General features: G+C 63.9%; 24 protein-coding genes and 1 riboswitch. Of the genes, 11 read left to right on the top strand and 13 right to left on the bottom strand.

The window, feature by feature from the left end; translation table 11 throughout:
- Nucleotides 1-9: 9 nt before the first annotated feature.
- The gene (locus RTQ46_RS01965; RefSeq protein WP_312434265.1) at nucleotides 10-1,323 is read left to right on the top strand and encodes an HD domain-containing phosphohydrolase; all 1,314 of its coding nucleotides are present in this window, start codon (nucleotides 10-12) and stop codon (nucleotides 1,321-1,323) included.
- Here the strand turns inward: RTQ46_RS01965 and RTQ46_RS01960 are convergent.
- The 5 genes from RTQ46_RS01960 to RTQ46_RS01940 all read right to left on the bottom strand — a co-directional run bounded on the left by RTQ46_RS01960 (nucleotide 1,299) and on the right by RTQ46_RS01940 (nucleotide 6,135).
- Nucleotides 1,299-2,627 carry an ATP-binding protein gene (locus RTQ46_RS01960; protein WP_312434263.1) on the bottom strand — a complete coding sequence of 443 codons (1,329 nt, stop codon included), beginning with the start codon at nucleotides 2,625-2,627 and terminating at the stop codon, nucleotides 1,299-1,301. The genes RTQ46_RS01965 and RTQ46_RS01960 overlap by 25 nt on opposite strands.
- Before the next feature lie 80 nt (nucleotides 2,628-2,707).
- Nucleotides 2,708-3,379, bottom strand: a complete 672-nt coding sequence (locus RTQ46_RS01955; RefSeq protein WP_312434262.1) for a hypothetical protein — start codon at nucleotides 3,377-3,379, stop codon at nucleotides 2,708-2,710.
- Entirely contained in the window at nucleotides 3,376-4,386 is a 1,011-nt protein-coding gene (locus tag RTQ46_RS01950; protein ID WP_312434261.1) for an MlaD family protein, read from the bottom strand. Before RTQ46_RS01950 ends, RTQ46_RS01955 begins: the two co-directional genes overlap by 4 nt.
- 34 nt (nucleotides 4,387-4,420) lie before the next feature.
- The gene (locus RTQ46_RS01945) at nucleotides 4,421-5,239 is read right to left on the bottom strand and encodes an ABC transporter permease (protein ID WP_312434260.1); all 819 of its coding nucleotides are present in this window, start codon (nucleotides 5,237-5,239) and stop codon (nucleotides 4,421-4,423) included.
- The gene (locus RTQ46_RS01940; RefSeq protein WP_312434259.1) at nucleotides 5,236-6,135 is read right to left on the bottom strand and encodes a LysR family transcriptional regulator; all 900 of its coding nucleotides are present in this window, start codon (nucleotides 6,133-6,135) and stop codon (nucleotides 5,236-5,238) included. The genes RTQ46_RS01945 and RTQ46_RS01940 overlap by 4 nt, the downstream gene beginning before the upstream one ends.
- A 130-nt stretch (nucleotides 6,136-6,265) precedes the next feature.
- Between RTQ46_RS01940 and RTQ46_RS01935 the strand changes: the two genes are divergently transcribed.
- Nucleotides 6,266-7,645 carry an MFS transporter gene (locus RTQ46_RS01935; RefSeq protein WP_312434258.1) on the top strand — a complete coding sequence of 460 codons (1,380 nt, stop codon included), beginning with the start codon at nucleotides 6,266-6,268 and terminating at the stop codon, nucleotides 7,643-7,645.
- Between the two features lies 1 nt (nucleotide 7,646).
- On the opposite strand, the gene ribB is transcribed toward RTQ46_RS01935, so the two are convergent.
- Entirely contained in the window at nucleotides 7,647-8,291 is a 645-nt protein-coding gene (gene ribB, locus RTQ46_RS01930) for a 3,4-dihydroxy-2-butanone-4-phosphate synthase (protein ID WP_312434257.1), read from the bottom strand.
- Between the two features lie 95 nt (nucleotides 8,292-8,386).
- A riboswitch (FMN riboswitch) is annotated at nucleotides 8,387-8,537 on the bottom strand.
- 163 nt (nucleotides 8,538-8,700) lie between these two features.
- Here ribB and RTQ46_RS01925 point away from each other — a divergent pair.
- The 5 genes from RTQ46_RS01925 to RTQ46_RS01905 all read left to right on the top strand — a co-directional run bounded on the left by RTQ46_RS01925 (nucleotide 8,701) and on the right by RTQ46_RS01905 (nucleotide 14,681).
- Complete coding sequence (locus RTQ46_RS01925) at nucleotides 8,701-11,550, top strand: insulinase family protein (protein ID WP_312434256.1); 2,850 nt, start codon at nucleotides 8,701-8,703, stop codon at nucleotides 11,548-11,550.
- A gap of 92 nt (nucleotides 11,551-11,642) precedes the next feature.
- Nucleotides 11,643-11,840, top strand: coding sequence for a hypothetical protein (locus tag RTQ46_RS01920; RefSeq protein ID WP_010399555.1), 198 nt, complete (start codon nucleotides 11,643-11,645; stop codon nucleotides 11,838-11,840).
- Nucleotides 11,841-12,034: 194 nt separating this feature from the next.
- Nucleotides 12,035-12,904 (top strand): ThiF family adenylyltransferase, encoded by an 870-nt coding sequence (locus RTQ46_RS01915; protein WP_312434251.1) that lies wholly within the window; start codon nucleotides 12,035-12,037, stop codon nucleotides 12,902-12,904.
- The gene (locus tag RTQ46_RS01910) at nucleotides 12,905-14,005 is read left to right on the top strand and encodes a nitroreductase family protein (protein ID WP_312434250.1); all 1,101 of its coding nucleotides are present in this window, start codon (nucleotides 12,905-12,907) and stop codon (nucleotides 14,003-14,005) included.
- On the top strand, nucleotides 13,998-14,681 hold the full coding sequence (locus tag RTQ46_RS01905; protein ID WP_312434249.1) for an acyltransferase: 684 nt from the start codon (nucleotides 13,998-14,000) through the stop codon (nucleotides 14,679-14,681). Before RTQ46_RS01910 ends, RTQ46_RS01905 begins: the two co-directional genes overlap by 8 nt.
- A 22-nt stretch (nucleotides 14,682-14,703) precedes the next feature.
- Here the strand turns inward: RTQ46_RS01905 and RTQ46_RS01900 are convergent, their stop codons facing one another.
- The 3 genes from RTQ46_RS01900 to RTQ46_RS01890 form a co-directional block, all read right to left on the bottom strand.
- Entirely contained in the window at nucleotides 14,704-15,696 is a 993-nt protein-coding gene (locus RTQ46_RS01900; protein ID WP_312434247.1) for an EDSAP-1 family PEP-CTERM protein, read from the bottom strand.
- A 114-nt stretch (nucleotides 15,697-15,810) separates the two neighbouring features.
- Nucleotides 15,811-16,791, bottom strand: a complete 981-nt coding sequence (locus RTQ46_RS01895; protein WP_312434246.1) for an EDSAP-1 family PEP-CTERM protein — start codon at nucleotides 16,789-16,791, stop codon at nucleotides 15,811-15,813.
- A gap of 213 nt (nucleotides 16,792-17,004) precedes the next feature.
- Nucleotides 17,005-18,213, bottom strand: coding sequence for a glycosyltransferase (locus RTQ46_RS01890; protein ID WP_312434245.1), 1,209 nt, complete (start codon nucleotides 18,211-18,213; stop codon nucleotides 17,005-17,007).
- Between the two features lie 119 nt (nucleotides 18,214-18,332).
- Between RTQ46_RS01890 and RTQ46_RS01885 the strand changes: the two genes are divergently transcribed.
- The 4 genes from RTQ46_RS01885 (at nucleotide 18,333) to RTQ46_RS01870 (ending at nucleotide 19,844) form a co-directional block, all read left to right on the top strand.
- Entirely contained in the window at nucleotides 18,333-18,506 is a 174-nt protein-coding gene (locus RTQ46_RS01885; protein ID WP_312434244.1) for a hypothetical protein, read from the top strand.
- 158 nt (nucleotides 18,507-18,664) lie between these two features.
- The gene (locus RTQ46_RS01880; protein ID WP_312434243.1) at nucleotides 18,665-18,802 is read left to right on the top strand and encodes a hypothetical protein; all 138 of its coding nucleotides are present in this window, start codon (nucleotides 18,665-18,667) and stop codon (nucleotides 18,800-18,802) included.
- 129 nt (nucleotides 18,803-18,931) lie between these two features.
- On the top strand, nucleotides 18,932-19,300 hold the full coding sequence (locus tag RTQ46_RS01875) for a hypothetical protein (protein ID WP_312434242.1): 369 nt from the start codon (nucleotides 18,932-18,934) through the stop codon (nucleotides 19,298-19,300).
- Between the two features lie 85 nt (nucleotides 19,301-19,385).
- On the top strand, nucleotides 19,386-19,844 hold the full coding sequence (locus RTQ46_RS01870) for an acyl-CoA thioesterase (protein ID WP_312434241.1): 459 nt from the start codon (nucleotides 19,386-19,388) through the stop codon (nucleotides 19,842-19,844).
- An 87-nt stretch (nucleotides 19,845-19,931) separates the two neighbouring features.
- On the opposite strand, the gene RTQ46_RS01865 is transcribed toward RTQ46_RS01870, so the two are convergent.
- From RTQ46_RS01865 to RTQ46_RS01850, 4 genes are all read right to left on the bottom strand, one after another.
- Nucleotides 19,932-21,338, bottom strand: a complete 1,407-nt coding sequence (locus RTQ46_RS01865; protein ID WP_312434240.1) for a DEAD/DEAH box helicase — start codon at nucleotides 21,336-21,338, stop codon at nucleotides 19,932-19,934.
- 354 nt (nucleotides 21,339-21,692) lie between these two features.
- Nucleotides 21,693-22,214 (bottom strand): DNA-binding protein, encoded by a 522-nt coding sequence (locus RTQ46_RS01860; RefSeq protein WP_312434239.1) that lies wholly within the window; start codon nucleotides 22,212-22,214, stop codon nucleotides 21,693-21,695.
- Nucleotides 22,215-22,218: 4 nt separating this feature from the next.
- On the bottom strand, nucleotides 22,219-22,494 hold the full coding sequence (locus tag RTQ46_RS01855) for a hypothetical protein (protein ID WP_312434238.1): 276 nt from the start codon (nucleotides 22,492-22,494) through the stop codon (nucleotides 22,219-22,221).
- A 223-nt stretch (nucleotides 22,495-22,717) separates the two neighbouring features.
- Entirely contained in the window at nucleotides 22,718-24,127 is a 1,410-nt protein-coding gene (locus RTQ46_RS01850; RefSeq protein ID WP_312434236.1) for a transglycosylase SLT domain-containing protein, read from the bottom strand.
- Nucleotides 24,128-24,303: the final 176 nt, after the last annotated feature.

Here is a 24,303-nt window from a genome sequence, read left to right as displayed (position 1 = left end):
GACCCCGCCATGACTATCCTTGCCGCCGCCGCGCCGCCGACCATCCTGTGCGTCGACGACGAACCGAATATCCTGTCCGCCCTGCGGCGATTGTTCCGCCCGCATGGCTACCGCATCCTGACGGCCGACAGCGGCGCCGCCGGCCTGGCCGTGCTGGAAAGCGAGCCGGTCGACCTGGTCATTTCCGACATGCGCATGCCGCAGATGGACGGCGCGCAGTTCCTGGCCCGGGTGCGCCAGCGCTGGCCCGGCACCGTGCGCCTGCTGCTGACCGGCTATGCCGATATCCAGTCGATTCTCGACGCCATCAACCAGGGCGAGATTTACCGCTACGTGACCAAGCCATGGGACGAGAACGACATCGTGCTGGTGGTGCGCCATGCGCTCGAACGGCGCGCGCTGGAACAGGACAAGCTGCGCCTGGAGGCGCTCACGGCCGAACAGAACGCCCAGCTGACGGTGCTCAACGCCAGCCTGGAGCAGAAAGTGGCCGTGCGTACGCAGCAGCTCAGGCTGTCGCACGACGAGCTGCTGGCGGCCAACGACAAGCTCAAGGCCACTTTCGTTACCACCATCAAGGTGTTTTCGAACCTGATCGAAATGCGCGGCGGCAAGCTGGCCGGCCATGCGCGCCGGGTGGCCGACCTGTCGCGCAAGCTGGCGCAGGTGCTGGGACTGGAGGCGCAGGAGGCGCGCGACGTGTTCATCGCGGCCCTGCTCAAGGATATCGGCAAGCTCAGCCTGAGCGACGACCTGCTGGAGCTGCCTGCCAGCGCCTGGAATGGCGAACAGCTGGCGGCCTTCCGCAAGCATCCGCTGCGCGCCGGGCAGTTGCTGATGGCGCTCGAGGACCTGCGTCCCGTCTCCGTCATCCTGCGCTCGCAGCTTGAACGGTTCGACGGCGCCGGCTTTCCCGACGCCCTGGCGGGGCTGGCCATTCCGCTGGGCGCGCGCATCCTGGCGCTGGCGTCGGACTACGACGGCCTGCAGATCGGCGCCATGGTGCAGCGCAGCCTGCGGGCCGACGAGGCGCGCACCCTGATATATGACAGCAGCGGCAAGCGCTACGATCCGGCCGTGGTGGCCGCGTTTCGCAGCCTGATGGACCAGACGGAAGCGCCGCCGCGCGACATGGCGGTGCTGTCGGGCGAACTGATGCCGGGCATGGTGCTGTCGCGCGACCTGGTCAGCCGCGACGGCCTGATGCTGCTGGCCGGCGAACATGTGCTGAGTTCCCGCGTGATTGCCCAGCTGCTCGACTTCGAAGGCAAGAACGGCGGGCGCCTCGCCATCCGCGTCTATCCGCCTCCCAGGGAAGGCTGATCTGGCCGCGCTGCCGGCGGCACGACTGGCAGGTGCACCGTAAAGCGCGTGCCGCGTCCCGGCTCCGATGCCACCTCGATGCGTCCGCCGTGTTTCATGACGATGCCGTACGACAGCGACAGGCCCAGTCCCGTGCCGCTGCCGACCGCCTTGGTGGTGAAGAACGGTTCGAAGATGCGGTGCAGGTGGGCCGGCGCGATGCCGGCGCCGGTGTCGCCGATCTCCACCCATACCCAGCCGTCAAGATGGCCGGTACGGATGCTGATCACGCCTTCGCCGCTGATGGCCTGGCCGGCGTTGACCAGCAGGTTCATGAAGACCTGGTTCAGCTGCGAGGCCAGGCAGGTGACCGATGGCAGCTGGCCGTACTGCTTGTCGATGCGCGCCTTGTATTTCAGTTCGTTGCCGACGATATTGAGGGTGCTGTCGAGGCCCGCATGCAGGCTGGCGATCTGCCAGTCGTTCTCGCCCACGTGCGAGAAATCCTTCAGCGACTGCACGATGTCGCGCACGCGCTTCAGGCCATCCATCGATTCGGCCAGGAGGTCGGCCATGTCCGTTTGCAGGTAGGCCAGGTCGGCGCCGGCGCGCACCTGTTCCACGCACGCCGCCAGCGCTGCGCCGGCCGGCGGCTCGCGCAGCGCCGCCTCGTAGCGGGCGATCACGTCGAACAGCGTGGCGACATAGGCTTGCAGGGAACTCATGTTGGAGTTGACGAAGCCGATCGGATTGTTGATCTCGTGCGCGATGCCGGCCGCCAACTGGCCGATCGAGGCCATCTTTTCGGCCTGCAGCAGCTGGTCGTGCGCCTGTTGCAGCTTGCCGATCAGCAGTTGCTGTTCCTCGCCGCGCGCCTGCAGCATCGCTTCCATGCGTTTGCGCTCGGTGATATCGGTCAGCGAGCCGATCACTTCGAACGGCACGCCGTGTTCGTCGCGCACCAGGCGCAGGCTGTCGTGCATCCACAGGTAGCCGCCGTCGCGCACGCGGAAGCGATATTCATAGGCGCGCGCGCCCTGCACGAAGAGCTGCGCCAGGCTGGAAAAAATGCCCGGCGCGTCGTCGGGATGGATATGGTCGAACCAGAAATTGGGGTCGGCGACCATCGCGTCCGGATGGTAGCCCAGCACGTTCAGGGCATTGTTGCTGACAAACGTCATCTTGAAGTCGCCGCTGGGCACGGTGCAGTAGATGATGGACGGCGTGTTGTCGAGCAGGTATTGCAGGCGCCCGGCGCTGGTGCTCTCCACCGCGCTGTCGGCCGGCGCGTTGGCGCCGGAAAAACCGAAGTCCTCGAACTGCATCGTCGCGCCTCGCTGCATCTGCGGCCGGGGTTCCGGCCTGTGCTGATTATGCCCGAAGCCGGCGCGGCAGGCACGGCTATTTACGGCGCTGGCGGTTCGCCCACCAGCGCCATGCGGCGCGCGATGCGCTGCGCCTCCTGCGCATCGCCAGCCTGCTGCGCGCGCAGGCGCTGCACGCCCAGCCAGGCCAGCAGCGGCCGGCGCCAGCCCTGGTCCGAGGCGGTGGCCACGGCCATGTCGAGCAGTTCCGGCGTGGCGCGGTTGGCGCGCAGCAGCACGCCGGCCGCCACCAGCTTGGCCAGCGGTTCCCTGATGGCGACCGCCGCGCTGGCCGCCTGCGTATCCGAGGCAGCGGCCGCCACCGCGCGCTGGGTTTCGGGCAGCAGCGCGATATCGTCCGCTTGCGCGGTACCGGCCAGCCAGGCGGCATACGCGCGGTCGGCGGCGCCGGCATCCTCTTTCAATGCGTCAAAACCGCTGCATGGCTCGTACGCCAGGCTGGCCACGCGCGTGGCGCAGCGCAGCAGTTCCACGCGGGCGATCAGGTCAACCTTGCCGGTTCCCGCCACCTGGCTGCGCGCGCGCTGGAATTCCGTCTGTTCCACCAGCGTCCTGCCGCTCAGGTAAGCCGCCTCGAAGCGCTCGATCGCGCTTTGCGCATTCATTTTCCAGTCCGGCACGGGCGGGCCGCTGGAGCAGGCCGCCAGCAAGGTGCACAGCATGGCGGTGCCAACAGGGGTGGCTATTCTCATGGCAGGGTGATCTCCGGATTGCGCTTGAACGGCCATTTGCGGTTGATTTCATTGACCAGCTGTTCGACCTTGCGCAGGTTGCTTTCCACGTCGGCGCGCAGCGGGCCCAGGTCGGCCGTGGCGGCCCTGGCATTGGCGCCCACGGCCTGCGCTTCGACCAGCACGGCGTCGACTTTTTTCAGGCTGTTGCGCGTGTCGGCCAGGAGGGCGTTCAACTGCACGACGGTTGCCTGCGCATCCGTCATCACCCCCTGTGCGCCGAACACGCGCTGGTCCGCATTGTTGACCAGGCCATCGGTGCGGCGCGCCAGCTGGTCGGCGGTGACCAGCAGTGCGTTGGCGCGCTCGATCAACAGCGCGGATTGCTTGTCGTCGCCGGTCAGCAGGCCCATTGCGCCGCCCGGGCCACTCAATTTGCCGGTCACTGTCTGCACATTGCGCATGGTGGTGTCGAGCGCCGAGTCGCTGCCGGTCAGGTTGCCCAGGTTGGCCAGCAAATCCTTGGCGGCGGCCAGCAGGCGCGGAATTTCCGCCGCCATGTCGCCCACCAGCAGGTCGCGCGTGGCGTCGTCGGGCAGTGGCGGATCGGTCAGGATGCCACTGTAGGCGCGCAGCTTGGCGCCGCCGACGATGCCGCGCTCGAGCGTGAAAATGCTGCTGGTGCGCAGCCAGTGCGCATCTTTTTTCGGCACGTCGATAATCACGCGCGCGCGGCCTGTGGGCGCCAGCTCGATGCGCTGCACGCGGCCGATGGGGAAACCGGAAAAGGTCAGGTCGGCGCCCACCACCACGCCGTCCGAATCGTCGGTGGCCAGCACCAGCGTCTGCGTGGCTTCGAACACGCCGCGCGCATACATCAGGTACAGCACCGAGCCGGCGATCAGCACGAACATCGAGACGAGCAGAATGGCGGCCTTCAGTTCGGCGTGGCGCACGGGCGGCGGGGCGGGCAGCACGGCGTCGGGCGCCGTGATGTCGGTCTGGTCGGGATTGGAAGGAGTGCTCATGGCTTCGGGCTCGGGGTAGGGATAAAGGCGGACATCAGTAGTAATTTCCCATCAGCGAGGCCACTTCGACCAGCAGGATGACGGAAAACAGGCGCAGCATTTCGGACAGGCCGTGCGCGGCGAACAGGCGCTGGCGGCGGTGCGGCTCGGGCGGATAATAGGACGAGGCCAACGGGATCAGCGCCACCGCAAAGCTGAAGAACACCACCTTGAGCATCAGGATCAGCACCACCGCCGGATTGAATATCTGCCCGACCACCCGCGTATAGGCCTGCAGCGCCCACGGCGTGAACCCGTAGATGGTCAGATAGGCGAGGATCAGCGAACTGACGCAGCTGGCAATGGCCAGCATCCAGACGGCAAAGATGCCCGACATCACGCGCGGAAAATATTCGCCGCGCAGCAGGTCGGTACCCTGGCGCTGCAGCTTGTCGAGCACGCCGCCGGAACGCATCTGCGCAAACGCGATGCCATCGGGCAGGGTCAGGCGCAGCGCGACGAACAGTGCGGCCGTCAGCGGGATCAGTTCCAGCACCAGCACGCGCACTACCATTTCCAGCGCATAGCGCGACAGGCCGTAGCTTTGCGCGCTGACCACCACGATGCGGATCAGTACCAGGCTGACCAGCAGGCAGGCCACGCTGAACCACACCAAGTTGGGCGCGGTGTTGATCACCAGCCGGTGCGCGAGAATGGGACGGTTCTGGCGGTTATAGCTCGACGGCGACAGCGCCAGCGAAAAGATCACGGTGGAGAACTGCAGCAGGCGCCACCAGCTGACGACCCAGCCCATGGCGAGCCGGTTCAATCGGCGCAGGCTGATGATGATGGAGGCGGATGCGGAAGTGGTCATCGCGGCATCTTATCATTGCGGGCATGATCTTCACGCTCCGCTACGCTGGCGATGATGGCGTCGGCCGCCGCGCGTACGCGGGCCGAGCGCGACAGGTCGTCATGCATCACCAGCCACACGTCATATGGTTCGGCGCGGTCCGGCCAGATGCGCACCAGCTGCGGGTCGATCTCGCCCAAGTGCACGCCCAGTTCGGCGATGCCCAGGCCCGCGCGCGCCGCCTCCTGCAGCATCATGGCGCTGTTCACTTCCATCGCCACGCGCGCGTTGGCCACCGGCTCGCCGGCGATCCTGTCGGCATGGCGCGCGGTAATCGACTGGTGGTAGATGACGATATCGTGTCCGGCCAGCGCCGTGCCGCGCAGCGGTTCGCCGCGTTCTGCCAGGTAGGCCGGCGACGCATACAGGCCCAGGCTGCGCCGCACCAGGTGGCGCGAGATCAGGTCGGGGTCCTGCGGGCGCACGGCGCGCACGGCCAGGTCGGCTTCGCGCCGCGTCAGGCTGGCCAGCTGCGGCGCCACGTGCAGCACGATGCGGATATCGGGATGCGCCGCGTGCAGGCGCTGCATGGCGTGCATCACGAAATGGCTGGCCATGCTGTCGGTGGTGGCCACCCGCACCAGGCCGGACAGGCGATTGTCGACGCCCTGCATCTCGCGCTGCAGCTGGTCGGCCGCGCGCTCCATCGCTTCGGCCGCCGCCAGCGCCAGTTCGCCCGCCGGCGTGGCGACATAGCCCGACGGCGTGCGTAGAAAGAGGCGCGCGCCCAGCGAGGTTTCCAGCGCGGCCAGGCGGCGGCCGCAGGTGGCCTGGTCGATGCGCAGCAGGGCCGCCGCGCCGCGCAGGGTGCCGGCGCGGCCGATGGCCAGAAAGATGCGCGCGTTATCCCAATCCATCAGCCCCGTCCAATGTGTTTGCCCTCTGATTGCTGATGCATTTTTGCATCAGAGTGCCGAGTGTATGCATATTTACTGCATCATGCAACGCTTCTAGAATGACTGCTTTGCTGCTGCCTGAAAGTATGTCATGTCCCACTCCTCTGGCCGCTCCGGCCGTTCCTCGCATGTCCTGATCCTGGCCACGCTGGCTTGCGGCTTCGTGATGGCCATGATCGATGTCACCGCCGTCAATGTGGCGCTGTCCGATATCGCGCGCGACCTGGCGATTCCGCTGGCCGGCCTGGTATGGGTGGTCGATGGGTATACGCTGACGTTTGCCGCGCTGCTGCTGGCTGGCGGCGCGCTGGCCGACCGCTACGGCCCGAAGGCTGTCTACCAGGGCGGACTGGCCGTCTTTCTGCTGGGGTCGGTGCTGTGCGGCGCCACGCCCGGTGGCGGCTTCCTGACGGCGGCGCGCCTGCTGCAGGGCGCGGGCGCGGCGCTGTTCATGCCCAGTTCACTGAGCCTGCTGACGCACAGTTTCGAAGACGAGCAGGTGCGCACGCGCATGCTGGGCATGTGGTCGGCGCTGGTGGGCGTGGCCGGCGCGTCCGGGCCGCTGATCGGCGGCATGCTGGTGCACCAGTTCGGCTGGCGCAGCGTGTTCTGGGTCAATGTACCGCTGGGCTTGCTGGCCATCGTGATGGCGCAACTGGTGCTGGTGGCGCCGCCCCGGCAGCCGCGCGACCTGTCACTGCTCAGTCATGCGCTGGGCGTGGCGGCGCTGGCGGGCATCAGTTGCGTGCTGATCGAAGGGCCCGTGCTGGGCTGGCTGTCGCCGCTGGTGATGGCTGCTGCTGCGCTGGCGCTGCTGTCCGGTACGCTGCTGCTGCGCCGCGAACGCCAGGGCAGCCATCCGCTGCTGCCGCGCGCGCTGTTTCACAGCAGCAGCTTCGGCGCGGCCAATGGTGTGGGCTTTTTGATCAATTTCAGCGTGTTCGGCCAGCTGTTCCTGTTGAGCCTGTTCCTGCAGAAGGCCGGCGGTGCCGATGCCTTGCAGTCGGGATTGCAGTTGCTGCCGATGATGGCGGCCTATACGGTGGGGAACTTCCTGGCAGGCGGCATCGCCGCCCGCCATGGCACGCGCCTGCCGATGCTGGCCGGCTTGCTGACGGCCAGTGCAATGGCGCTGGTATTGATGGGATTGAGGCCCGCTACGCCGTATGCGCTGCTGGCGCTGGGCACCGGCATCATGAACCTGGCGATCGGCATTGCGATTCCCGCCATGACGGCCACCGTGATGCGGGTGGCCGGCAAGCAGCATGCGAACAGCGCGGCGGCGGCGCTCAATGCCAACCGCCAGGTCGGCGCCCTGGTGGGCGTGGCGCTGGTCGGCACCATCCTGCATATGTTCCCGGGCTGGGCAGTGCGCCTGCCGCTGGCCTACGCCACCATGGCGCTGGCCTACGGGCTGGCGGCCTGCCTGGTGTACCGGCACGTGCGCCTGCCCCGGGTGCAGGCGGCCTGAATCAGTCGTGCAGCTTGCGCCAGGCGACCATTTCTTCGATGGTCAGAATCGGCATGCCATGCAGTTCGGAAAAGCGTTCGATATCGTCGCCGCGCATCATGGTGCCGTCCGGATTCATCAGCTCGCACAGTACGGCGGCCGGGTTCAGGCCGGCCATGCGCGACAGGTCGACCGAACCCTCGGTATGGCCACGGCGTTCCAGCACGCCGCCGGGCGCCGCGCGCAGCGGGAACACATGGCCGGGACGCACCAGGTCGGCCGGTTTGGCATCGGGCGCAATGGCGGCGCGAATCGTGGTGACGCGGTCGGCGGCCGATACGCCCGTGGTGACGCCGTCGCGCGCTTCGATCGACACCGTAAACGGCGTGCCGTAGCGGCTGCCATTGTCTGGCGACATGGGCGGCAGCTCCAGCCTGGTCACGGTCTCGGCCGGCAGGCACAGGCAGACGATGCCGCTGCATTCGCGGATCAGGAGGGCCATGGTTTCGTTGGTCAGTTTCTCGGCCGACAGAATCAGGTCGGCTTCGTTTTCGCGGTCGAAATCGTCGAGCAGGATGACGGGCACGCCGGCGCGCATGGCGGCCAGGGCGGACTGGATGCGACCTTCAAGGTCATGGGACAGAACGGTGTAGCTGTTGACTAACATGGTGAAACGCTCCTCGCACAGGCGAAAAACGCTGCAGGGCAAGCGAATAGACGCAACTGGCCGCATCGCGCAGGCGATGGGACATTGCATGTACCGCACATCTTCTTTCATCCGGACTATACCGTCGGCCCCGGAATCACACCGGATCTGCTGACCTTCCCAGGCGAAGCCTGGCAAGCGCTCGCGGGCTTGACCGTTGCCGGTCTTACCGCCGGTGGGGAATCGCACCCCGCCCCGAAGACGTATTGTTGTGCCGATCCACATGACCGGCGGCAATACTGTAGCACAGATCAGTGAAGCTGGCCGAGCCTTGCCCGGGCCAGCAGGGGTGTCCGCTAAGCTGTTTTTAATCGGAACTTCAGCAATTCGGTGTAAGGTAATGCTTTACTGCATCTACCTATGAGACTACATGAAGCTGAGTAAATTACGCCTGATCTCGGGCGCCGTGCTGCTGGCCTGTGCGTCGCTGGCGCACGCCGACATCCGTCTGGGCGATCGCTTGCCGGTGGCGCCGGAGGTGACGGTCGGCAAGCTGCCCAATGGCCTGACCTATTACATCAAGAAAAATGCCCGTCCCGCGCAAAAGGTGGAATTGCGGCTGGTGGTGAAGGCCGGCTCGATCCTGGAAGACGACGACCAGCAGGGCCTGGCGCACTTTACGGAACACATGGCCTTCAATGGCTCGACGCACTTCAAGCGCAATGAACTGATTTCCTACCTGCAGTCGATCGGCGTGAAGTTCGGCGCCGACCTGAACGCGTACACCAGTTTCGATGAAACCGTGTACGTGCTGCCGATTCCCACAAACAAGAAAGGCAACCTGGAAAAAGGTTTCCTGGTGCTGGAAGACTGGGCCCATGGCCTGAAATTCAACCCGGCCGATATCGACAGCGAGCGCGGCATCGTGCTGGAGGAAGCGCGCCTGGGCAAGGGCGCCAGCGACCGCATGAACAAGGTGCTGTATCCGAAATTGCTGAACGGCTCGCGCTATGCCGAGCGCATGCCGATCGGCAAGGAAGAGGTGCTGAAAACCTTCAAGCCGGACGCCATCAAGCGTTTCTACAAGGACTGGTACCGCCCTGACCTGATGGCGGTGATGGTGGTCGGCGATGTCGAGCCGAAACAGGCCGAAAAACTGATCCTGCAGCATTTCGGCAAGCTGAAAAATCCGGCCCGGCCGCGTGCGCGCGTGTATGCGGAAGTGCCGCAGCGCGCGCAGACCGAAGCGCTGGTAATTACCGACAAGGAAGCGGCCGACGACACGGTGTTTATCCGCTACCCGATCCGCCCGGCGCAGGAGCCGGTGACGATCGCCGACTACCGCCGCCAGATGATCGAAAACCTGTACGGCCAGATGCTCAGCGCACGCATGCAGGAACTGACGCAGCAGGCCAACCCGCCCTTTATCCAGGGCGGCAGCAGCATGGGCAAGCTGGTGCGCGGCTATGAGTCGTTCAGCGCCTATGCCTTGCTGGGCAAGGGCGGCGTGCAGCCGGCCGTCGATGCGCTGGTGCGCGAAGACGAGCGGGCGCGCCGCTTCGGTTTCAGCCAGGACGAGCTGGACCGTGCGCGCAAGAACATGCTGCGCAATTACGAGCGCGCCTACAACGAGCGCGACAAATCCGATTCGGCCGGCTTCGTGGCCGAGTATTCGCGCAACTTCCTGGAGCAGGAAGCCATTCCCGGCATTACCAACGAGCTGATGTATGCGCGCGAACTGCTGCCGCAAGTGAGCCTGCAGGAAATCAACGAGACAGTGGCGAAAGTCATCCCCGAGCGGCAGAAGAAACTGGTGGTCTTTATGGGCGCCGAAGCCAAGGCCGAGGGAGCGGCGAATGTGCCGACGCAGCAGCAGCTGCTCGATGCGGTGGCCAGCGCCGAACAGCAGACGGTCGAGCCGCGTGCGGAAAAAGTGGTGGCGGGCAGCCTGATGGACGGACCGCCAGGCGGCGGCAGCATCGTCAGCGAAACGCTGAACAGCGCCATCGGCGTGACGGAATTGAAGTTGAGCAACGGCGTGCGGGTGCTGTTGAAACCCACCGACTTCAAGAACGACCAGGTGCTGATGGGTGCGACGCGCTTTGGCGGCCAGTCGCTGTTCGGCGACGCCGACATCTATAACGCCCGCTATGCCAGCGCCATCGTCGGCAGCATGGGCCTGAAGGACATGGCGCCGCTGGACCTGCAAAAGATTGTGGCCGGCAAGACGGTCAATGTGGGCGCCTCGCTGGGCGAACTGAGCGAAGGCTTCGGCGGTTCGTCGAGCAGCGCCGATATCGAATCGATGCTGCAGCTGGTGTATCTGTACATGCATGACGTGCGCAAGGATGCCGACCTGTTTCGTTCGTATATCGGCAAGCAGCAGGACCTGGCGAAAAACAGCATGGCGCAGCCGGAAGCGGTGTTCTACGACGCCATCCAGCACACCATGTTCGGTGACAATCCGCGCGTCGACGGCGTGCCGCGCCCCGACGATTTCAGCAAGGTCAGCCTGGACCGCTCGCTCGATATCTTCCGCCAGCGTTTTTCCAGCGCACGCGACATGACCTTCATCTTCACGGGCAGCTTCGAGCTCGACAAGATCAAGCCGCTGATTGCCGGCTACCTGGGCGCCTTGCCGGTGGCCGAGGTGCCGCATGCCTACCGCGACGTGGGCATGCGCCCGGTGCGGGGCGTGGTGAAAAAAGACGTCTACATGGGGAGCGAGCCGAAGAGCACGATTTCGATCACCTTCACGGGCGACGCGGCCTATTCGGATGAGCAGAAGCTGACCTTGCAGGCGCTGGGCGAAGTGCTGAACCTGAAGGTGATCGAGGTGCTGCGCGAAAAGATGAGCATGATCTATGGCGGCGGCTTTGAAACGGCGATGGGCCAGCATCCGTACGGCCATTATTCGGTGGCGCTCAATTTGCCGACCGGACCGGAAAACGTCGACAAGGTGATCGCGGCCGCGTTTGCCGAGATCGGCAAAATGAAAACGCAGGGACCGACGGCGGCGGACCTGGAAAAGGTCAAGCTGAACTGGATCACGCGCCAGCAGAAGGCCATGCGTGAAAACAACTACTGGATGAGCCAGCTGATGGGTTCGGTCACCCAGGGCCGCGACCCGACGCAGATCCTGCGCTTCGCGCAGCGCGTGCGTGCCATCACGCCGCAGGCGGTGAAGCAGGCCGCGCAGCGCTACCTGAATACGGACAATTATGTGCAGGTGGTGCTGTATCCGGAGCAGAAAAAAGTGGCGGCCAATAGCAGCCAGTGACCGGCAACCGGCCGGCAACCGAGGCGGCAGGGCGGCGAAACTGCTAAACTGTCGCCTGGATGTACGGCACCATAACTCTCAGAAAGCGCAAGATGGCCAAGAAAGAAGAACTCGATCCGGAAACCCTGGAACTGATTAACTGGTGTATCGAAGTCGAAGGCTTCCTGGTGGCCGGCGGCGCCACGGTGGCGCAGGCGCAGGATCATATCGAAGAGCAGGTCGAATGGTTTACCGACCAGTTCTACGATGGCCTGACGCCTGAAGAGGCGGCCAAGGAAGCGCTGGCCTGAATCCTGGCCAGGAGGTAAAGACGGGCGGTGCCTGCCGGACGACAAGCCGGCAGCGCCGCCCGTCTTGCCTTTAACATCTTGTTTTTCAAGTCAGATTGGATCCGTAGCAAGTTTTTTTATGTTTTTCGGGAACTTTTGATTTGAATGTTTGTCTCACTTTTTTGGTCCCTTGTTGGACGTCAGGAAAGGTGAGCATGACAGACGGTTTTTCGTATCACGCGGCATTTGCCCGCAACCTGGGCTGGGTCACCCGGGCAGAGCAGGACAGCTTGCGCGGCAAGCGGGTGGCCATCGCCGGCATGGGCGGCGTTGGCGGGGTGCATCTGCTGACGCTGGCGCGGCTGGGCATCGGCGCATTTCATCTTGCCGATTTCGACACCTTCGATATCGCCAACTTCAACCGCCAGGCCGGCGCCATGGTATCGACCCTGGGCCAGCCCAAGGCCGATGTCCTGGCGCGGATGGCGCGCGACATCAATCCCGAACTCGACCTCAAGCTGTTCCCGGACGGCATCCATGACGGCAACCTGGCCGATTTCTTCGATGGCGTCGACCTGTACGTCGACGGCCTCGACTTCTTTGCCTTTCCGGCGCGCCAGTCCACGTTCGCCATGTGCGCGCAACTGGGCATCCCGGCCATCACGGCCGCACCGCTGGGCATGGGCACGGCCGTGCTCAGTTTCCTGCCAGGCCAGATGACGTTCGAGGAATACTTCGGCTGGGGCGATCTGCCGGAAGAGGAAAAAGCCCTGCGTTTCCTGGTCGGCCTGGCGCCCGCCGGGCTACACGGCCCGTATCTGGTTGATCCGTCCGCCATCAACCTCAAGGAGCGGCGCGGGCCATCGACCATCATGGGCTGCCAGCTGTGCGCCGGCGCCGCAGCCACCGAAGCGCTGAAGATCCTGCTGGGACGCGGCAAGGTGTGGGCCGCGCCGCATGGCATGCATTTCGATGCTTATCGGAACAAGCTGGTGCATACATGGCGTCCGGGCGGCAACCGCCATCCGCTGCAGCGCCTGGCCATGCATATCATCAAGCGGCGCCGCGCCGCGCAGGGAGCGTAAATGCATGCTGACCATCCGATCGACGCCACCTTGACCGCCATCCTGGAGCAGGCGCGCTGGGCGCCCAGCGGCGACAACACCCAGCCCTGGCGCTTTGCAGTGCGCGGACCGCGCCATGTGGTGGTACATGGCTTCGATACGCGCTCGCACTGCGTGTATGACCTCGATGGCCATCCCAGCCAGCTGTCGCTGGGGGCGTTGCTGGAAAGCATGGCGCTGGCGGCCAGCAGCCATGGCTTGCGCATGGAGGCGCAGCGGCGCACCGGCATGCCCGATCACCTGCCCACGTTTGACGCCGTATTTGTCGACGCCCCCGGCATGCCGCCCGATCCGCTGGCGGCGCTGCTGCCACGGCGCAGCGTACAGCGGCGCCGGCTCAGCACGCGCAGCCTGCGTGTCAGCGAAAAGGCGGCGCTGGCCGCCAGCTTGCCGCCCGGTTACGGCGTGCTGTGGCTCGAAGGCGCGCGCACGCGCTTCGCCTGCGCACGGCTGATGTTCAATAACGCCCGCCTGCGCCTGATCATGCCCGAAGCGCACCAGGTGCACCGCGACGTGATCGAATGGAACGCGCGCTTCAGCGCCGACCGGATTCCCGACCAGGCGCTGGGTGTCGATCCGATGACGGCGAAACTGATGCGCTGGATTATGCGCAGCTGGCGCCGCGTGGATTTCTTCAATACCTGGCTGGCCGGCACGCTGGCGCCGCGCCTGCAGATGGATCTGCTGCCGGGCTGGTATTGCGCCGCGCATTTTGCGCTGCTGGCCGAAGCGCCGCCACGCCACATCGACGACTACGTGGCTGCCGGACGCGCCATGCAGCGCTTCTGGCTGACGGCCACCGAACTGGGTCTGCAGTTGCAGCCGGAACTGACGCCGCTGATCTTTGCCCGCTACGTGCGCGAACGGCGCGTTTTTTCGCGGACCGGCGGCTTGCAGGAGCTTGCGCAGGAACTGGCCGTGCAAACCCGCGAATTGCTCGGCGACACGGTCAGTGAACGGGCCGTCTTTTTGGGCCGCATCGGCGCCGGGCCGCCGGCTGACGCCCGGTCGCTGCGCCGCCCGCTCAAGGATCTGCTGGTGGCGGAGTCGACCCATGCGTAAGATCGGCGCAACCGAAATCGTGGTCTTCCTGTGCCTGCTGGCATCGATACTGCTGCTGGGCATTGCCAGCACCGCCTGGCTGCTCGCTGCGGTGCCGCTGGGAGACTTCCGCGGCGTGGTGCTGCTCGCCGCCACGCTCGTGCTGAGCTATCTGTGGGCGTTTGCGATGTACCGCCTGTGCCTGCGGTTGTGGCCGCTGCATGAGGGCAGCGCCGCACCCGGTTCGCGCGCCGAATTTGCCGCCAACCTCAATATCCTGTTTTATTTGCTGTTGTTCAATTCGCTGATCCGCACGCACATCATTCCCTTGCCATTGATGCGGCTGGTCTACCTGGCGCTCGGCGCGCGGCTGGGATCGAACACCTACAGCGCTGGCGCCTTGCTCGATCCGCCGTTGACGACGATCGGTAGCAATGCCATCGTCGGCCACGACGCCGTGGTGTTTGCGCATGTGATCGAAGGCGAGCGGCTGGAATTGAAGCGCGTCGTGATCGGTGACGGCGTGACCATCGGCGCGCACGCGGTGATCATGGCGGGCGTGACCATCGGCGACGGCGCCATTATTTCGGCCGGGGCCGTGGTGACCAAGGACAGCGTGGTGGGCGCGGGCGAAGTCTGGGGCGGCATACCCGCGCGCCTGCTGAAAAAGGCGGCGGGCGCGACGGCAGCTGCCTGATTGCAGGCTGTTGTGGCGTCTGTCAGTGCCTGCGGCGTTGCAGGCACAGGCCGATCAGCCCCAGTCCCAGCAGCGCCAGTGTGCCCGGCTCGCTGACCTGTACCACGCGCGGTATGATGTTCAGGTCCGCACTGTTGACCGTATTGAGTGTCAACGTATAGTTGCCGGCCACCAGATTATTGCTCAGGGCGGTAAACATGCCGCCACAACTGGTGCCGGTACCGGTGCCGGTCGGCGCGCCGCAGCCGAGGGGATCGTAGGTCAGCAGATTGCCGGCAGTCAGCGTATTGGCGGAATAGCTCAGGTTCAGGTCGGCAGCATCGGCAAGTTCCGTGCCGCGGAAGATGCCCGAACCGACGGTGCCGTCCGGCGACCAGTTGAAAACAGTTTGTCCCAGCGCATTCGTAATGGTAAAGCTCACCGACATATTGGCGGTGGACGCGGAACCGGGTCCGGCCAGCGTATCGAGATAGACTTGCATGAAGGGCGCCGCCCGGAAGTTGAACAGGATGGTGGCGCCCGGCGCACCCACCACCAGGTTGACCGATAAGCCGGTATTGGAGCCATTGCGTCCCGAGGCATCGGCACTGCCCGTATCGAACATGAAAGCCTCGGCCACATTGACCGAATGGGTGCTGGTCGCGCCCGGTGGGAATGGCGGAATTTGCGAACTGATGATCTGCGCATCGCCGCGTGAATAGGAGGTGCTGCCCAAGCCCTGCCGCGTGAAATTGTTTTGCCCATGCGTCACCGCGCCCAATGCCGCTTGTTGTGCATCGACAAAACCGTTGCCGCCCCGGATAACGCTGGCGCCATTCAGCGTGGCGGTCGCGCGCGAGATATCGGTATTGCCGGCCACCGAGATCGAACCGGTCGGGTTGCTGATGGTCAGGCCAAAGATATTATTGTAGGAGTAGCCGTACGCCGAGGCGTGGACGCTGCCGCTGGCGCCGGCCGTCAACACGCAGGCCACGGCCAGCATGAGGGACGTGAGTGGTCGCGAAAATCGTTTCATGTCTATCCTTGCTGTGCTGCGGCTGCCTGGTGTAAAAAATGCCGACAGTGATGGTTGCCGTGGCAGTGGAAAAAAGGCGAGGGATGGCCCTCGCCGCAAGTACCACCTGTCGTCTCAAGCCTTGATTTTCCGGCGGCTGGCGTAGCCCAGTCCGGCCAGGCCCAGTCCCAGCAAGGCCAGGGTGCCTGGTTCCGGCACGGCAGCCACTTTGACCAGGTCGACGCTTTCCACGGCGTTCAGGGTCAGCGTATAGCTGCCGGCGGCAAGTGCATTGGTCAGTGCCGCAAAGGTGCCGCCGCATGCGGTGCCGATGCCGGTGCCGGTCGGCGCGCCGCAACCGGTCGGGTCATAGGTAAACAGCGTGCCGCGCGTGAGGAAGTTGGTCGACAGGTTGGTATTGAGGTTGGCCGCATCGGCCGTTTCCGTGCCGCCCGTGATGCCGGAGCCGACCAGGCCGTCCGGCGCCCAGTTGAACACGGTGGCGCCGAGCGCGTTGGTGATGCTGAAGGTCACCACCAGGTTGGCCGTCGACGACGAGCCCAGTCCCACGTCGCTGTTCAGGAACACTTGCATGAAGGGCGCGGCCAGGAAATTGAAGGCCAGCGTGGCAGTCGGCGAGCCGACCACGAAGTTGACCGAGAAGCCGGTGGTCGATCCGTTGCGGCCCGATGCGTCGGCGGTGCCGGCCGTATCGAGATGGGCTTCGGCCACATTGACGGCCTGGGTGCTGGTCGCGCCGGCGGGGAAGGGCGGGAACTGGGTGCTGACGATCTGGGCGTCGCCGCGCGCATAGGTGCCGGTCGGGCCTTGCTGCGTGAAGTCGTTCTGGCCCTTGGTGACGGCGCCGACCGCCGATTGTGGCGAGTCAAGTATGCCAGAGCCGCCATTGATTACGCTCACGCCGTTCAGGGTCGAGGTGCTGCGCGAGATGTTGGTGGTGCTGGCCACGGTGACGACGCCGGTCGGATTGGAAATGGTCAGGCCGAAGATATTGTCGTAGGAGTAGCCATACGCGCCAGCCTGGGCGCCGCCGGCGGCGCACAGCATGGCCAGCGCTGCCGCAGCGGGGAGCAGTTTCAGTTGAGACATTTTCATTTGGGTTACCTCACAGCATGAGTGGATGGAATTGCGAAGTCTGGTCAGAGTCCTGTCGGCAGGTGCTCATGCACGTTACTAGCGACTTCCATGCCAAGCTGCGGATTTGCTTGTAAATCAAGGGCCTGCGGAAGATTGACTGATTTTTTCCGGCAATTGCGCGCGCAGTTGTAAAAAATGCCGACGCGCTGCAGGCCATGCTGCCAGTCGGGTTCAGGGCAGCAGGGCGTGAATGCGGCTGAGCAAGCGTGCATCGGGCGCATAGCCGTGGAACGCCGTCGCCAGTTGCTGCGCAGCTTGCCGGGCCCGCTCGTCCGCGAGCAGGCGCGTGACGGCCATACGCAAGCTTGCCTCCTGAAAACGGTCGGCGCGCAGCAGCACGCCGGCGCCGGCCGCCGCCACGCCATGCATGTTCAGGAACTGATCGAGATTGCCGGCGATGCCGATCACGGGCACGCCGGCCGCCAGCGCCTGCTGGCTGGTGGGGCTGCCGCCGTTGCAGATCACCAAGCTGGCGCGCCGCGCCGCCGCGTCGCCGGGCAGGTAGGGGGCGACAAAGGCATTGGACGGCACGCTGCCCAGTTCGATGGCGCCTGCCGTGGCGGCCATTACGGTCACCGGCAGCGCCGCCAGCGCATCGAGCACGCGTGGCAGCAGTTGTGCCTGGCCGGAGCTGCCCAGCGTCAGGTAGATCAGCGGCCTGTCCTGATCCAGTTCCGGACGCTGCCACCAGGGCGGCAGCGCCATCGGCGGCGCCCAGATGACGGCGCCCAGGTAGCCATGGTGGGGTGGCATGTCATGCGGGGGGAACAACTGCGGGATGTCGGCATACAGGGTCTGGTCGGCGTCCGTGTAGGTGCGGCGCAAATCGCTGCCCAGGGACGCCAGGCCATGGCGGCGGCGTACGCGGTTCAGCGGTACCGCATGGCTGGCAAAGGCCAGGGGACGGATCAGGCGAAACAGGGGATTGGCCAGCCAGATGGGCAGCATGCGCGTGAGCGGCAGGCTGGGCACCGTGTAGTGCTGGCGCACGTGGGGGCTCCAGTAAGCGTTGCTGATGGTGATGTAGGGGATCTGGCGCAATCGGGCGCTGACCGACAGCGACAGGCGGAAGTCGCCGATCACGAGGTCGGGTTTGATCAGGTCCAGCAGGCGCAGGTCGTCGTCGACATAGGCCTGCAGCGTTGCTTCGTCATATACGGGCTTGCCCTGCGCCAGCGCCTGCAAAAACTGCCGCGGCGCGATGCTGGTGATGCGCGAGCGCCGCAGCGACGCATCCTGGAAACAGAAATCGTAGCCGTCCGCGCATGCAAAGTGCACCTCGTATTGCTTGTCGTCCAGACCCTGCGCCAAGGTCAGCGGACGGCCCACATGGGCCAGCGTGACTGCCTCGGCGATAAATAAAATTTTCTTGCGGCCCATCAGTGCTCCGTTTGTCCCATGACAAAGTTGGAGCGTGTGGGTGCCGATTGGTTCCCCTGGCACTCTTGAGCGCCATGATTTTTTAGCCTGCGTTACAGTAGGGGCCAAAGGAGGCAGCCATGAACACACTGAACCGCAAACCCGATCTGCATGCACACAGCACCCCGGAACCCGACAACGTTCCGCCGCCGGAAGGCGATCCGCTGACCCCGCCGCCGGAAAAAATGCCCGACGTCGACCCGGTGCCGATCGAAGAACCGACGCCGCCGCAGCCACCCGTCAAGATGCAGTGAACGCCGCCGGAGGGAGGGTGCGCCAATAAAACAACAGCAGTGGCGGAAAATGTTGGCTGGCACACACAAAGCAGCAGTGAACTGCTGTGTGTCACGCGGTCGTCATGATTCTGTTCTTATAATGAGACATCACAATAATTCTGGTACAGGAGAGCATCATGGGCAATTCACTGCATAACAAAATCTACCTGGGCCGCCGCACTGCGCTGGACAGCAAGAGCTTGCTGGCGCTGGCCTTGACGGGCGCCGTGGCCGGCTGCGGCCTGGCCTGGTTGCTGCTGCGCGGCTTCAAATAAGCAGCGCCTGCGCGCTATTTCAGGGGGCTGCACGCATGCCGTGCAGTCACTGAATCAGCTTGCCTGTTGCCGATGCGCAGCGGGGCGCGTACCATGGGGGCCGAACACCTGGCCTTTTATGGAAAAGTAATGAAGAACGAGAAATTAACAACCGATGAATATGACGCGCTGGAGCAAGTTGCACGCGGCATCAAGACCGAGCGCCCGAGCGCTTGCGTGGCCCGCAATGCCAAGCGCCTGTCCGGCCTGAAGCTGCTCAGCTATGCCCGGGATGGCCGTCTGTCCATCACCGAAAAAGCACAGCAACTGCTGTTCCTGCGCCGCTGCATCATGGGCTTGCGCGCTGTCGCCGCCGATCCGCTGACCAGACTCGATACCGATGTGGCTTACTTCCTGGGCAAGAAAGCCCATATCGTGGCGCGCGCAGACGGCGAGGGTCACGACATCTCCGACAAGGGCCGCGACTCGCTGGCCGACATCGACACGCTGGGCCTGTAAGGTCCTTCACCGGCCCCTGGGGCCGGTTTTCACATCCCCCTCACTTTTTTACTTTTCCCCTTTGGAGAACACTTTGGACAGTGCGATGAACTGGTCGGCCCACGAACTGACGATGACGGTCCTGATGACGCCCGATATGGCCAACTTTTCCGGCAACGTGCACGGCGGCACCATCCTGAAATACCTCGACAGTGTTGCCTACGCCTGTGCCAGCCGGTATTCGGGCAGCTATGTGGTGACATTGTCGGTCGACCAGGTAATGTTTTTGCAGCCGATCCACGTGGGCGAACTGGTCACGTTCCTGGCATCGATCAACTATACGGGGACGACTTCGATGGAAGTGGGCATCCGCGTGGTGACGGAAAATATCCAGCAGCGCCTGGTGCGCCATGCCAACAGCTGCTATTTCACGATGGTGGCAGTGGACGCCAACCGCAAGCCGGTGGCCGTGCCGCCCTTGGTGCTGGAAACGCCGGAACAGAAGGTGCGTTTCGAGCAGGCAAAATTGCGCAAGATGTCGCGCCAGAAAGTGTCGAAAAAATAGATCTGATTCAGATATGAAAAAACGGCCACCAGAGTGATCTGGTGGCCGTTTTCTATTGTTCGCTAGCCAAGCTGGAGCGATCCGTGATTAACGGTCGCCGTAGCTGCGGCGTGCGCCATCGGTGCTGCGCGGGTTCGAACCCTTGTAGCCGCCGCCGGCGCTCGGTGCGCCTTCCTTGCGTGGCGCGCCTGGCTTGCTGAACGTGCGCTGGCCCGGTTTCGCGCCGCCGCGGTTGTCGCCTGGTTTCCAGCCGCCTGGACGGGCGCTCGAACGTGGTGCCGAAGCGGTTTTCTTCGGCTCGAAGCCTTCGATCACGTTGACCGGGATCAGTTGCTTGGTGAAGCGTTCGATGCGCTTGACGTTCATGCTTTCAGCGTGGTTCACCAGCGAGATCGCCAGGCCATTGCGGCCAGCACGGCCGGTACGGCCGATGCGGTGAACGTAGTCTTCCGGGAACTTCGGCAGGTCGTAGTTGAACACGTGGGTGATGGTCGGCACGTCGATACCGCGGGCGGCAACGTCGGTGGCAACCAGCACTTTGACCTGGCCGCGGCGCATGCCGTCCAGGGTGCGGTTGCGCGCGCCCTGATGCATGTCGCCGTGCAAGGCGGCAGCCGAGAAACCGGCGATGTTCAGACGGTCGGCGATGGTGTCGGCGTCACGCTTGGTAGCGGTGAACACCACGGCCTGGTCCAGCGACTCGTCGCGCAGCAGGTGATCCAGCAGGCGATTCTTGTGCGACAGATCGTCGACGAAGTGGACGCGCTGGGTGATGTTTTCGTGCTTGTTGCTCGAGCTTGCCACCTGGATGACCAGCGGGTTTTTCGTGATGCGGCGCGCCATGTTGCCAACGACGCCGTCCAGCGTTGCCGAGAACAGCATGGTCTGGCGGCCTTCTGGCGTTGCTTCAACGATTTTTTCGATGTCGTCGATAAAGCCCATGTCCAGCATGCGGTCAGCTTCGTCCAGCACCAGGATTTCCAGTTGCGAGAAGTCGATCTTGCCCGAATCCATGTGGTCGATCAGACGGCCTGGGGTAGCGACCAGGATTTCCGGGTTCTTGGCCAGCAATTGCATCTGTTTCGGGTAAGGCATGCCGCCCAGGATCGACACAGCCTTGATGCGGCGGATGCCGGTGCTGTACTTGTCGGTATTGGTGGTCACTTGCAGGGCCAGCTCGCGGGTCGGGGTCAGCACCAGCATTTTTGGCTGGGCAGCCTTGAAGCGTGGACGCTCGCCGCGGGCGCGCGAAGCTTGCATTTCCTGGTTCGGCGTCTTGCCGGCGGCGCTTTGTTCGGCGCTGGCCAGTTTGTGCAGCGACGGCAGCATGAATGCCGCGGTCTTGCCCGAACCGGTCTGCGACGAGACCAGCAGGTCACGGCCTTCGATCGCGGCAGGAATCGCTTGCGACTGTACCGCGGTTGGCGCGGTGTAGCCCGATTCGGTCAGAGCGGCGATGATGGACGGATGCAGGCCTAAGGATTCAAATGTCATTCTTTTTCTTTCGTGAAAATCAGCGTTCTTGCAAAAAGCAGAACGCAAAATAGCAACGCCAACCAAAACGAAATGACTCAACTAAAAAGAAATTTCGGCACAAAAGCTTTGCGCCGGGACGGTGTCAGGTGCGACACACAAGGCGGGAGGGCTTTAATAAGCGGCATCGTGAGGATGCGCTAAGGCTTGCGAAGCTGCTAAATTTATAGTGCATTAGCTGCGGCAGGGAACATATTGCAGCGCACAACGACACTATACCGTATTTTCCACGGTTCTGCACGGTCTAAATCGCATTCGGTGCGGCAAGTATGGCAACGTGTCGTTTCCAGCAGCAAAAAACAACGCAGTTACCTGTTAGCGCAGCATGGCAACGATATCGGCAGGCAGCGGCGCCGCCATGGCCGCATCCCGGGCCAGATTGACCTGCATGGTTGCCTGCGCCAGTTCGATCAGGCTGTCTTGCAGTTCGTAGCTGCCCCTGGCCTGCAGCCAGGACAGCACCTGCGCCAGGCGCCAGATGGTGGTGCTGCCTTCATGCACGGGCGAGGGAAAGCTGTGGCGGTATTTGTTCATCAGCTTGTGCATGTTCTGCCGCGACAGCCCCAGCACCTGCGCCACGTCGGTCAGGCCGACAAAATCGGGCGAGGCTTCGACCAGTTGCGCTTCGGGAAGCGCTGCCTTGACGTCGGCCATGGCGCTGAGAACGGCTTGCCGCGCGCTGGCGGCGTCGCGCGTGAATTCCAGCGCCACCCGCCCTGCCTGGCCCAGGCCCGGCAAGGCGTCGTCGCAGCCGCCGGCTCCCAGCCGTTCGGCCACGGCGTCGAGGTCGGCGCCTTCGTCGGGCAGGCGATACTTGAGCGTGAAGATATAGTCCATTTGTTTACCCCTTGGCCTTGCGCATGATATCGAGGATCACCTTCTGCGCGGTACAGTGATCGACGACACGCCGCAGCGCGCGTGCATGATTGGTGGCATTTTTCGGCGTGCTCCAGATGCAGGCGATGCAGAATTCACCGCAGCGGCATTCGGCATCGTTCCAGGGACAATACATCTTGCCCCACGCATGGCTGCCCCCCATTTCCACGCGCCAGCCCTGGCTTTCCGCGTGGCGCAGCGCCGCTTCGATGTCCTTTTTGGGATGCGGGGAGCGAGCCATGGCATATCTCCAATGTAGTTCGATCTTCTTGGGTTGTCAAGTGACAACCGGGGAGTGCGGATCATCACTGCATCAGTCTGCTTCGCGATAATCGGCCATGATTTGCAAAATGATTTGCAAAAACGCCGCGATGACTTGTGTAAGTTGGCCAGGCAATGTAAAACCGGCCGCGACAGCTAAGCTGTGGCGGCCGGCGGGGCAGCGATGATGTGTCAGGCAGTGATCAGTGGCGTGCCTTGGCGCGGCTGTTGCCGCCGCCACGCTGGATGCGCGGCTTGACCAGCGAGATCGGTGCCTCTACCTTGCCACCCTTGGCGGCGCGGCGCACGTTCTTGAGCACGCGTTCCGGACGGTCCGCTTCGAACAGCATGGTGGCGTTGTCGGCGATCTCCTGGGTGATGTTCATGTTCATCGTGGCCGAAGTCTTCGGCACCAGGATGGTCGAACCGGCACGCAGGCGCATGCGCTGGGGAATATTGTTTGCCTGGCGCAGCACGTCGGCCGTGGTGCCGAATTTCGACGCCAGCGTTTCGATGCGTTCACGCGCATTGGTGATCTTGTGCGTGGTCCAGCTCGACAAGGCATGGCCCCATTGCGCCAGGTTGGTGGTGAACTTGGCGGCGTTTTCCTGCGGCAGCAAAATCTTGGTTTTTTCGCCACCGATGATGACCGGGCGGTTGAATTGCGGGTTCAGCGCCTTGAATTCGTCGGTCGACAGCTCGGCCAGCTGGGCCGCGACAGTGATGTCGATATCGCTGGTCTTGTCGATCGCCGTGAAGTAGGGCTGGTTGTCGACCACCGGCAGGCTCAGGCCATACTGGGCCGGATTGGCGATGATGTTTTTCACCGCCTGCAGCTTGGGCACGTAGTTGCGCGTCTCGGCCGGCATCAGATCGGCCAGGCTTTCGAAGTCGGTCGGCTTGCCCAGCGACTGGTTTTTCTTGATGGCGCGCTGCACCGAGCCTTCGCCCCAGTTGTAGGCGGCCAGGGCCAGCTGCCAGTCGCCAAACATGTCATACAGGCGCTGCAGATAGGTCAGCGCCGCATCGGTCGAGGCGATCACGCCGCGGCGGTCGTCCTTGAACATGGTTTGCTTGAGGTTGAAATCGCGTCCGGTGGCCGGCACGAATTGCCACAGGCCCGCCGCACTGGCGCTCGAAAACGCCTGCGGGTTGAAGGCGGATTCGATAAATGGCAGCAGGGCCAGTTCGGTCGGCATGCCGCGTTTTTCCAGTTCCTGCACCACGTGGAAGATATAGCGCGAGGCGCGCGCGGTGGTGCGGGCCAGATGGTCGGGGCGGGTGGCATACCAGTTGACGTGGTTGGCAACCAGCTGGTTGTTAATATCGGGAATCGCATAGCCGCTGCGGATGCGGCCCCAGACATCGGCTTCGCGCAGCGGATCGGAACTGTCGCTGAGATTTTTCATCAGGCGATCGGTCTTTTGCAGGCGGTTGTCGAGGGTGGGGAGTTTGGCCGTGACCTGGGCGGTCAGTGGAATCAAGGCAGGTGCGCTGCTGGCGACTGGTGCGTTATCGCTCTCAACACCGGTTTCGTACGCCTGGCTGAGGGCTGGCGCCAGGGCCAGGACCATTGCCGCCAGGGCGGTAGATTTAAAGGAGTTTTCGTGCATAGTGTTCCATTGTTGTCGTCGAAGAAACATCGGACTGACCCATGAGCAAGCAGCGAGTGTACGTATATCCACATGCCGGAGTCAAGAATTATGTCAGCTGGATGACAGTAAACTTGTCGAAGTTGGCAGAACAAACTAAGTTTCCATTCGTCAGTAATGCCATTATGACCAATAAA

It is taken from the genome of Janthinobacterium sp., from assembly GCF_031995485.1.
In the GTDB taxonomy this organism is placed as follows: domain Bacteria; phylum Pseudomonadota; class Gammaproteobacteria; order Burkholderiales; family Burkholderiaceae_D; genus Janthinobacterium.
Note: the sequence above shows the minus strand (reverse complement) of the source record. Positions and strands in the feature narration are given on the sequence as shown.

Excerpts from the sequence above, each read along its gene's own strand:
- RTQ46_RS01965 (WP_312434265.1), top strand. The coding sequence starts at position 10 with ATGACTATCCTTGCCGCCGCCGCGCCGCCGACCATCCTGTGCGTCGAC.
- RTQ46_RS01960 (WP_312434263.1), bottom strand. The coding sequence starts at position 2,627 with ATGCAGTTCGAGGACTTCGGTTTTTCCGGCGCCAACGCGCCGGCCGAC.
- RTQ46_RS01955 (WP_312434262.1), bottom strand. The coding sequence starts at position 3,379 with ATGAGAATAGCCACCCCTGTTGGCACCGCCATGCTGTGCACCTTGCTG.
- RTQ46_RS01950 (WP_312434261.1), bottom strand. The coding sequence starts at position 4,386 with ATGAGCACTCCTTCCAATCCCGACCAGACCGACATCACGGCGCCCGAC.
- RTQ46_RS01945 (WP_312434260.1), bottom strand. The coding sequence starts at position 5,239 with ATGACCACTTCCGCATCCGCCTCCATCATCATCAGCCTGCGCCGATTG.
- RTQ46_RS01940 (WP_312434259.1), bottom strand. The coding sequence starts at position 6,135 with ATGGATTGGGATAACGCGCGCATCTTTCTGGCCATCGGCCGCGCCGGC.
- RTQ46_RS01935 (WP_312434258.1), top strand. The coding sequence starts at position 6,266 with ATGTCCCACTCCTCTGGCCGCTCCGGCCGTTCCTCGCATGTCCTGATC.
- ribB (WP_312434257.1), bottom strand. The coding sequence starts at position 8,291 with ATGTTAGTCAACAGCTACACCGTTCTGTCCCATGACCTTGAAGGTCGC.
- RTQ46_RS01925 (WP_312434256.1), top strand. The coding sequence starts at position 8,701 with ATGAAGCTGAGTAAATTACGCCTGATCTCGGGCGCCGTGCTGCTGGCC.
- RTQ46_RS01920 (WP_010399555.1), top strand. The coding sequence starts at position 11,643 with ATGGCCAAGAAAGAAGAACTCGATCCGGAAACCCTGGAACTGATTAAC.
- RTQ46_RS01915 (WP_312434251.1), top strand. The coding sequence starts at position 12,035 with ATGACAGACGGTTTTTCGTATCACGCGGCATTTGCCCGCAACCTGGGC.
- RTQ46_RS01910 (WP_312434250.1), top strand. The coding sequence starts at position 12,905 with ATGCATGCTGACCATCCGATCGACGCCACCTTGACCGCCATCCTGGAG.
- RTQ46_RS01905 (WP_312434249.1), top strand. The coding sequence starts at position 13,998 with ATGCGTAAGATCGGCGCAACCGAAATCGTGGTCTTCCTGTGCCTGCTG.
- RTQ46_RS01900 (WP_312434247.1), bottom strand. The coding sequence starts at position 15,696 with ATGAAACGATTTTCGCGACCACTCACGTCCCTCATGCTGGCCGTGGCC.
- RTQ46_RS01895 (WP_312434246.1), bottom strand. The coding sequence starts at position 16,791 with ATGAAAATGTCTCAACTGAAACTGCTCCCCGCTGCGGCAGCGCTGGCC.
- RTQ46_RS01890 (WP_312434245.1), bottom strand. The coding sequence starts at position 18,213 with ATGGGCCGCAAGAAAATTTTATTTATCGCCGAGGCAGTCACGCTGGCC.
- RTQ46_RS01885 (WP_312434244.1), top strand. The coding sequence starts at position 18,333 with ATGAACACACTGAACCGCAAACCCGATCTGCATGCACACAGCACCCCG.
- RTQ46_RS01880 (WP_312434243.1), top strand. The coding sequence starts at position 18,665 with ATGGGCAATTCACTGCATAACAAAATCTACCTGGGCCGCCGCACTGCG.
- RTQ46_RS01875 (WP_312434242.1), top strand. The coding sequence starts at position 18,932 with ATGAAGAACGAGAAATTAACAACCGATGAATATGACGCGCTGGAGCAA.
- RTQ46_RS01870 (WP_312434241.1), top strand. The coding sequence starts at position 19,386 with ATGAACTGGTCGGCCCACGAACTGACGATGACGGTCCTGATGACGCCC.
- RTQ46_RS01865 (WP_312434240.1), bottom strand. The coding sequence starts at position 21,338 with ATGACATTTGAATCCTTAGGCCTGCATCCGTCCATCATCGCCGCTCTG.
- RTQ46_RS01860 (WP_312434239.1), bottom strand. The coding sequence starts at position 22,214 with ATGGACTATATCTTCACGCTCAAGTATCGCCTGCCCGACGAAGGCGCC.
- RTQ46_RS01855 (WP_312434238.1), bottom strand. The coding sequence starts at position 22,494 with ATGGCTCGCTCCCCGCATCCCAAAAAGGACATCGAAGCGGCGCTGCGC.
- RTQ46_RS01850 (WP_312434236.1), bottom strand. The coding sequence starts at position 24,127 with ATGCACGAAAACTCCTTTAAATCTACCGCCCTGGCGGCAATGGTCCTG.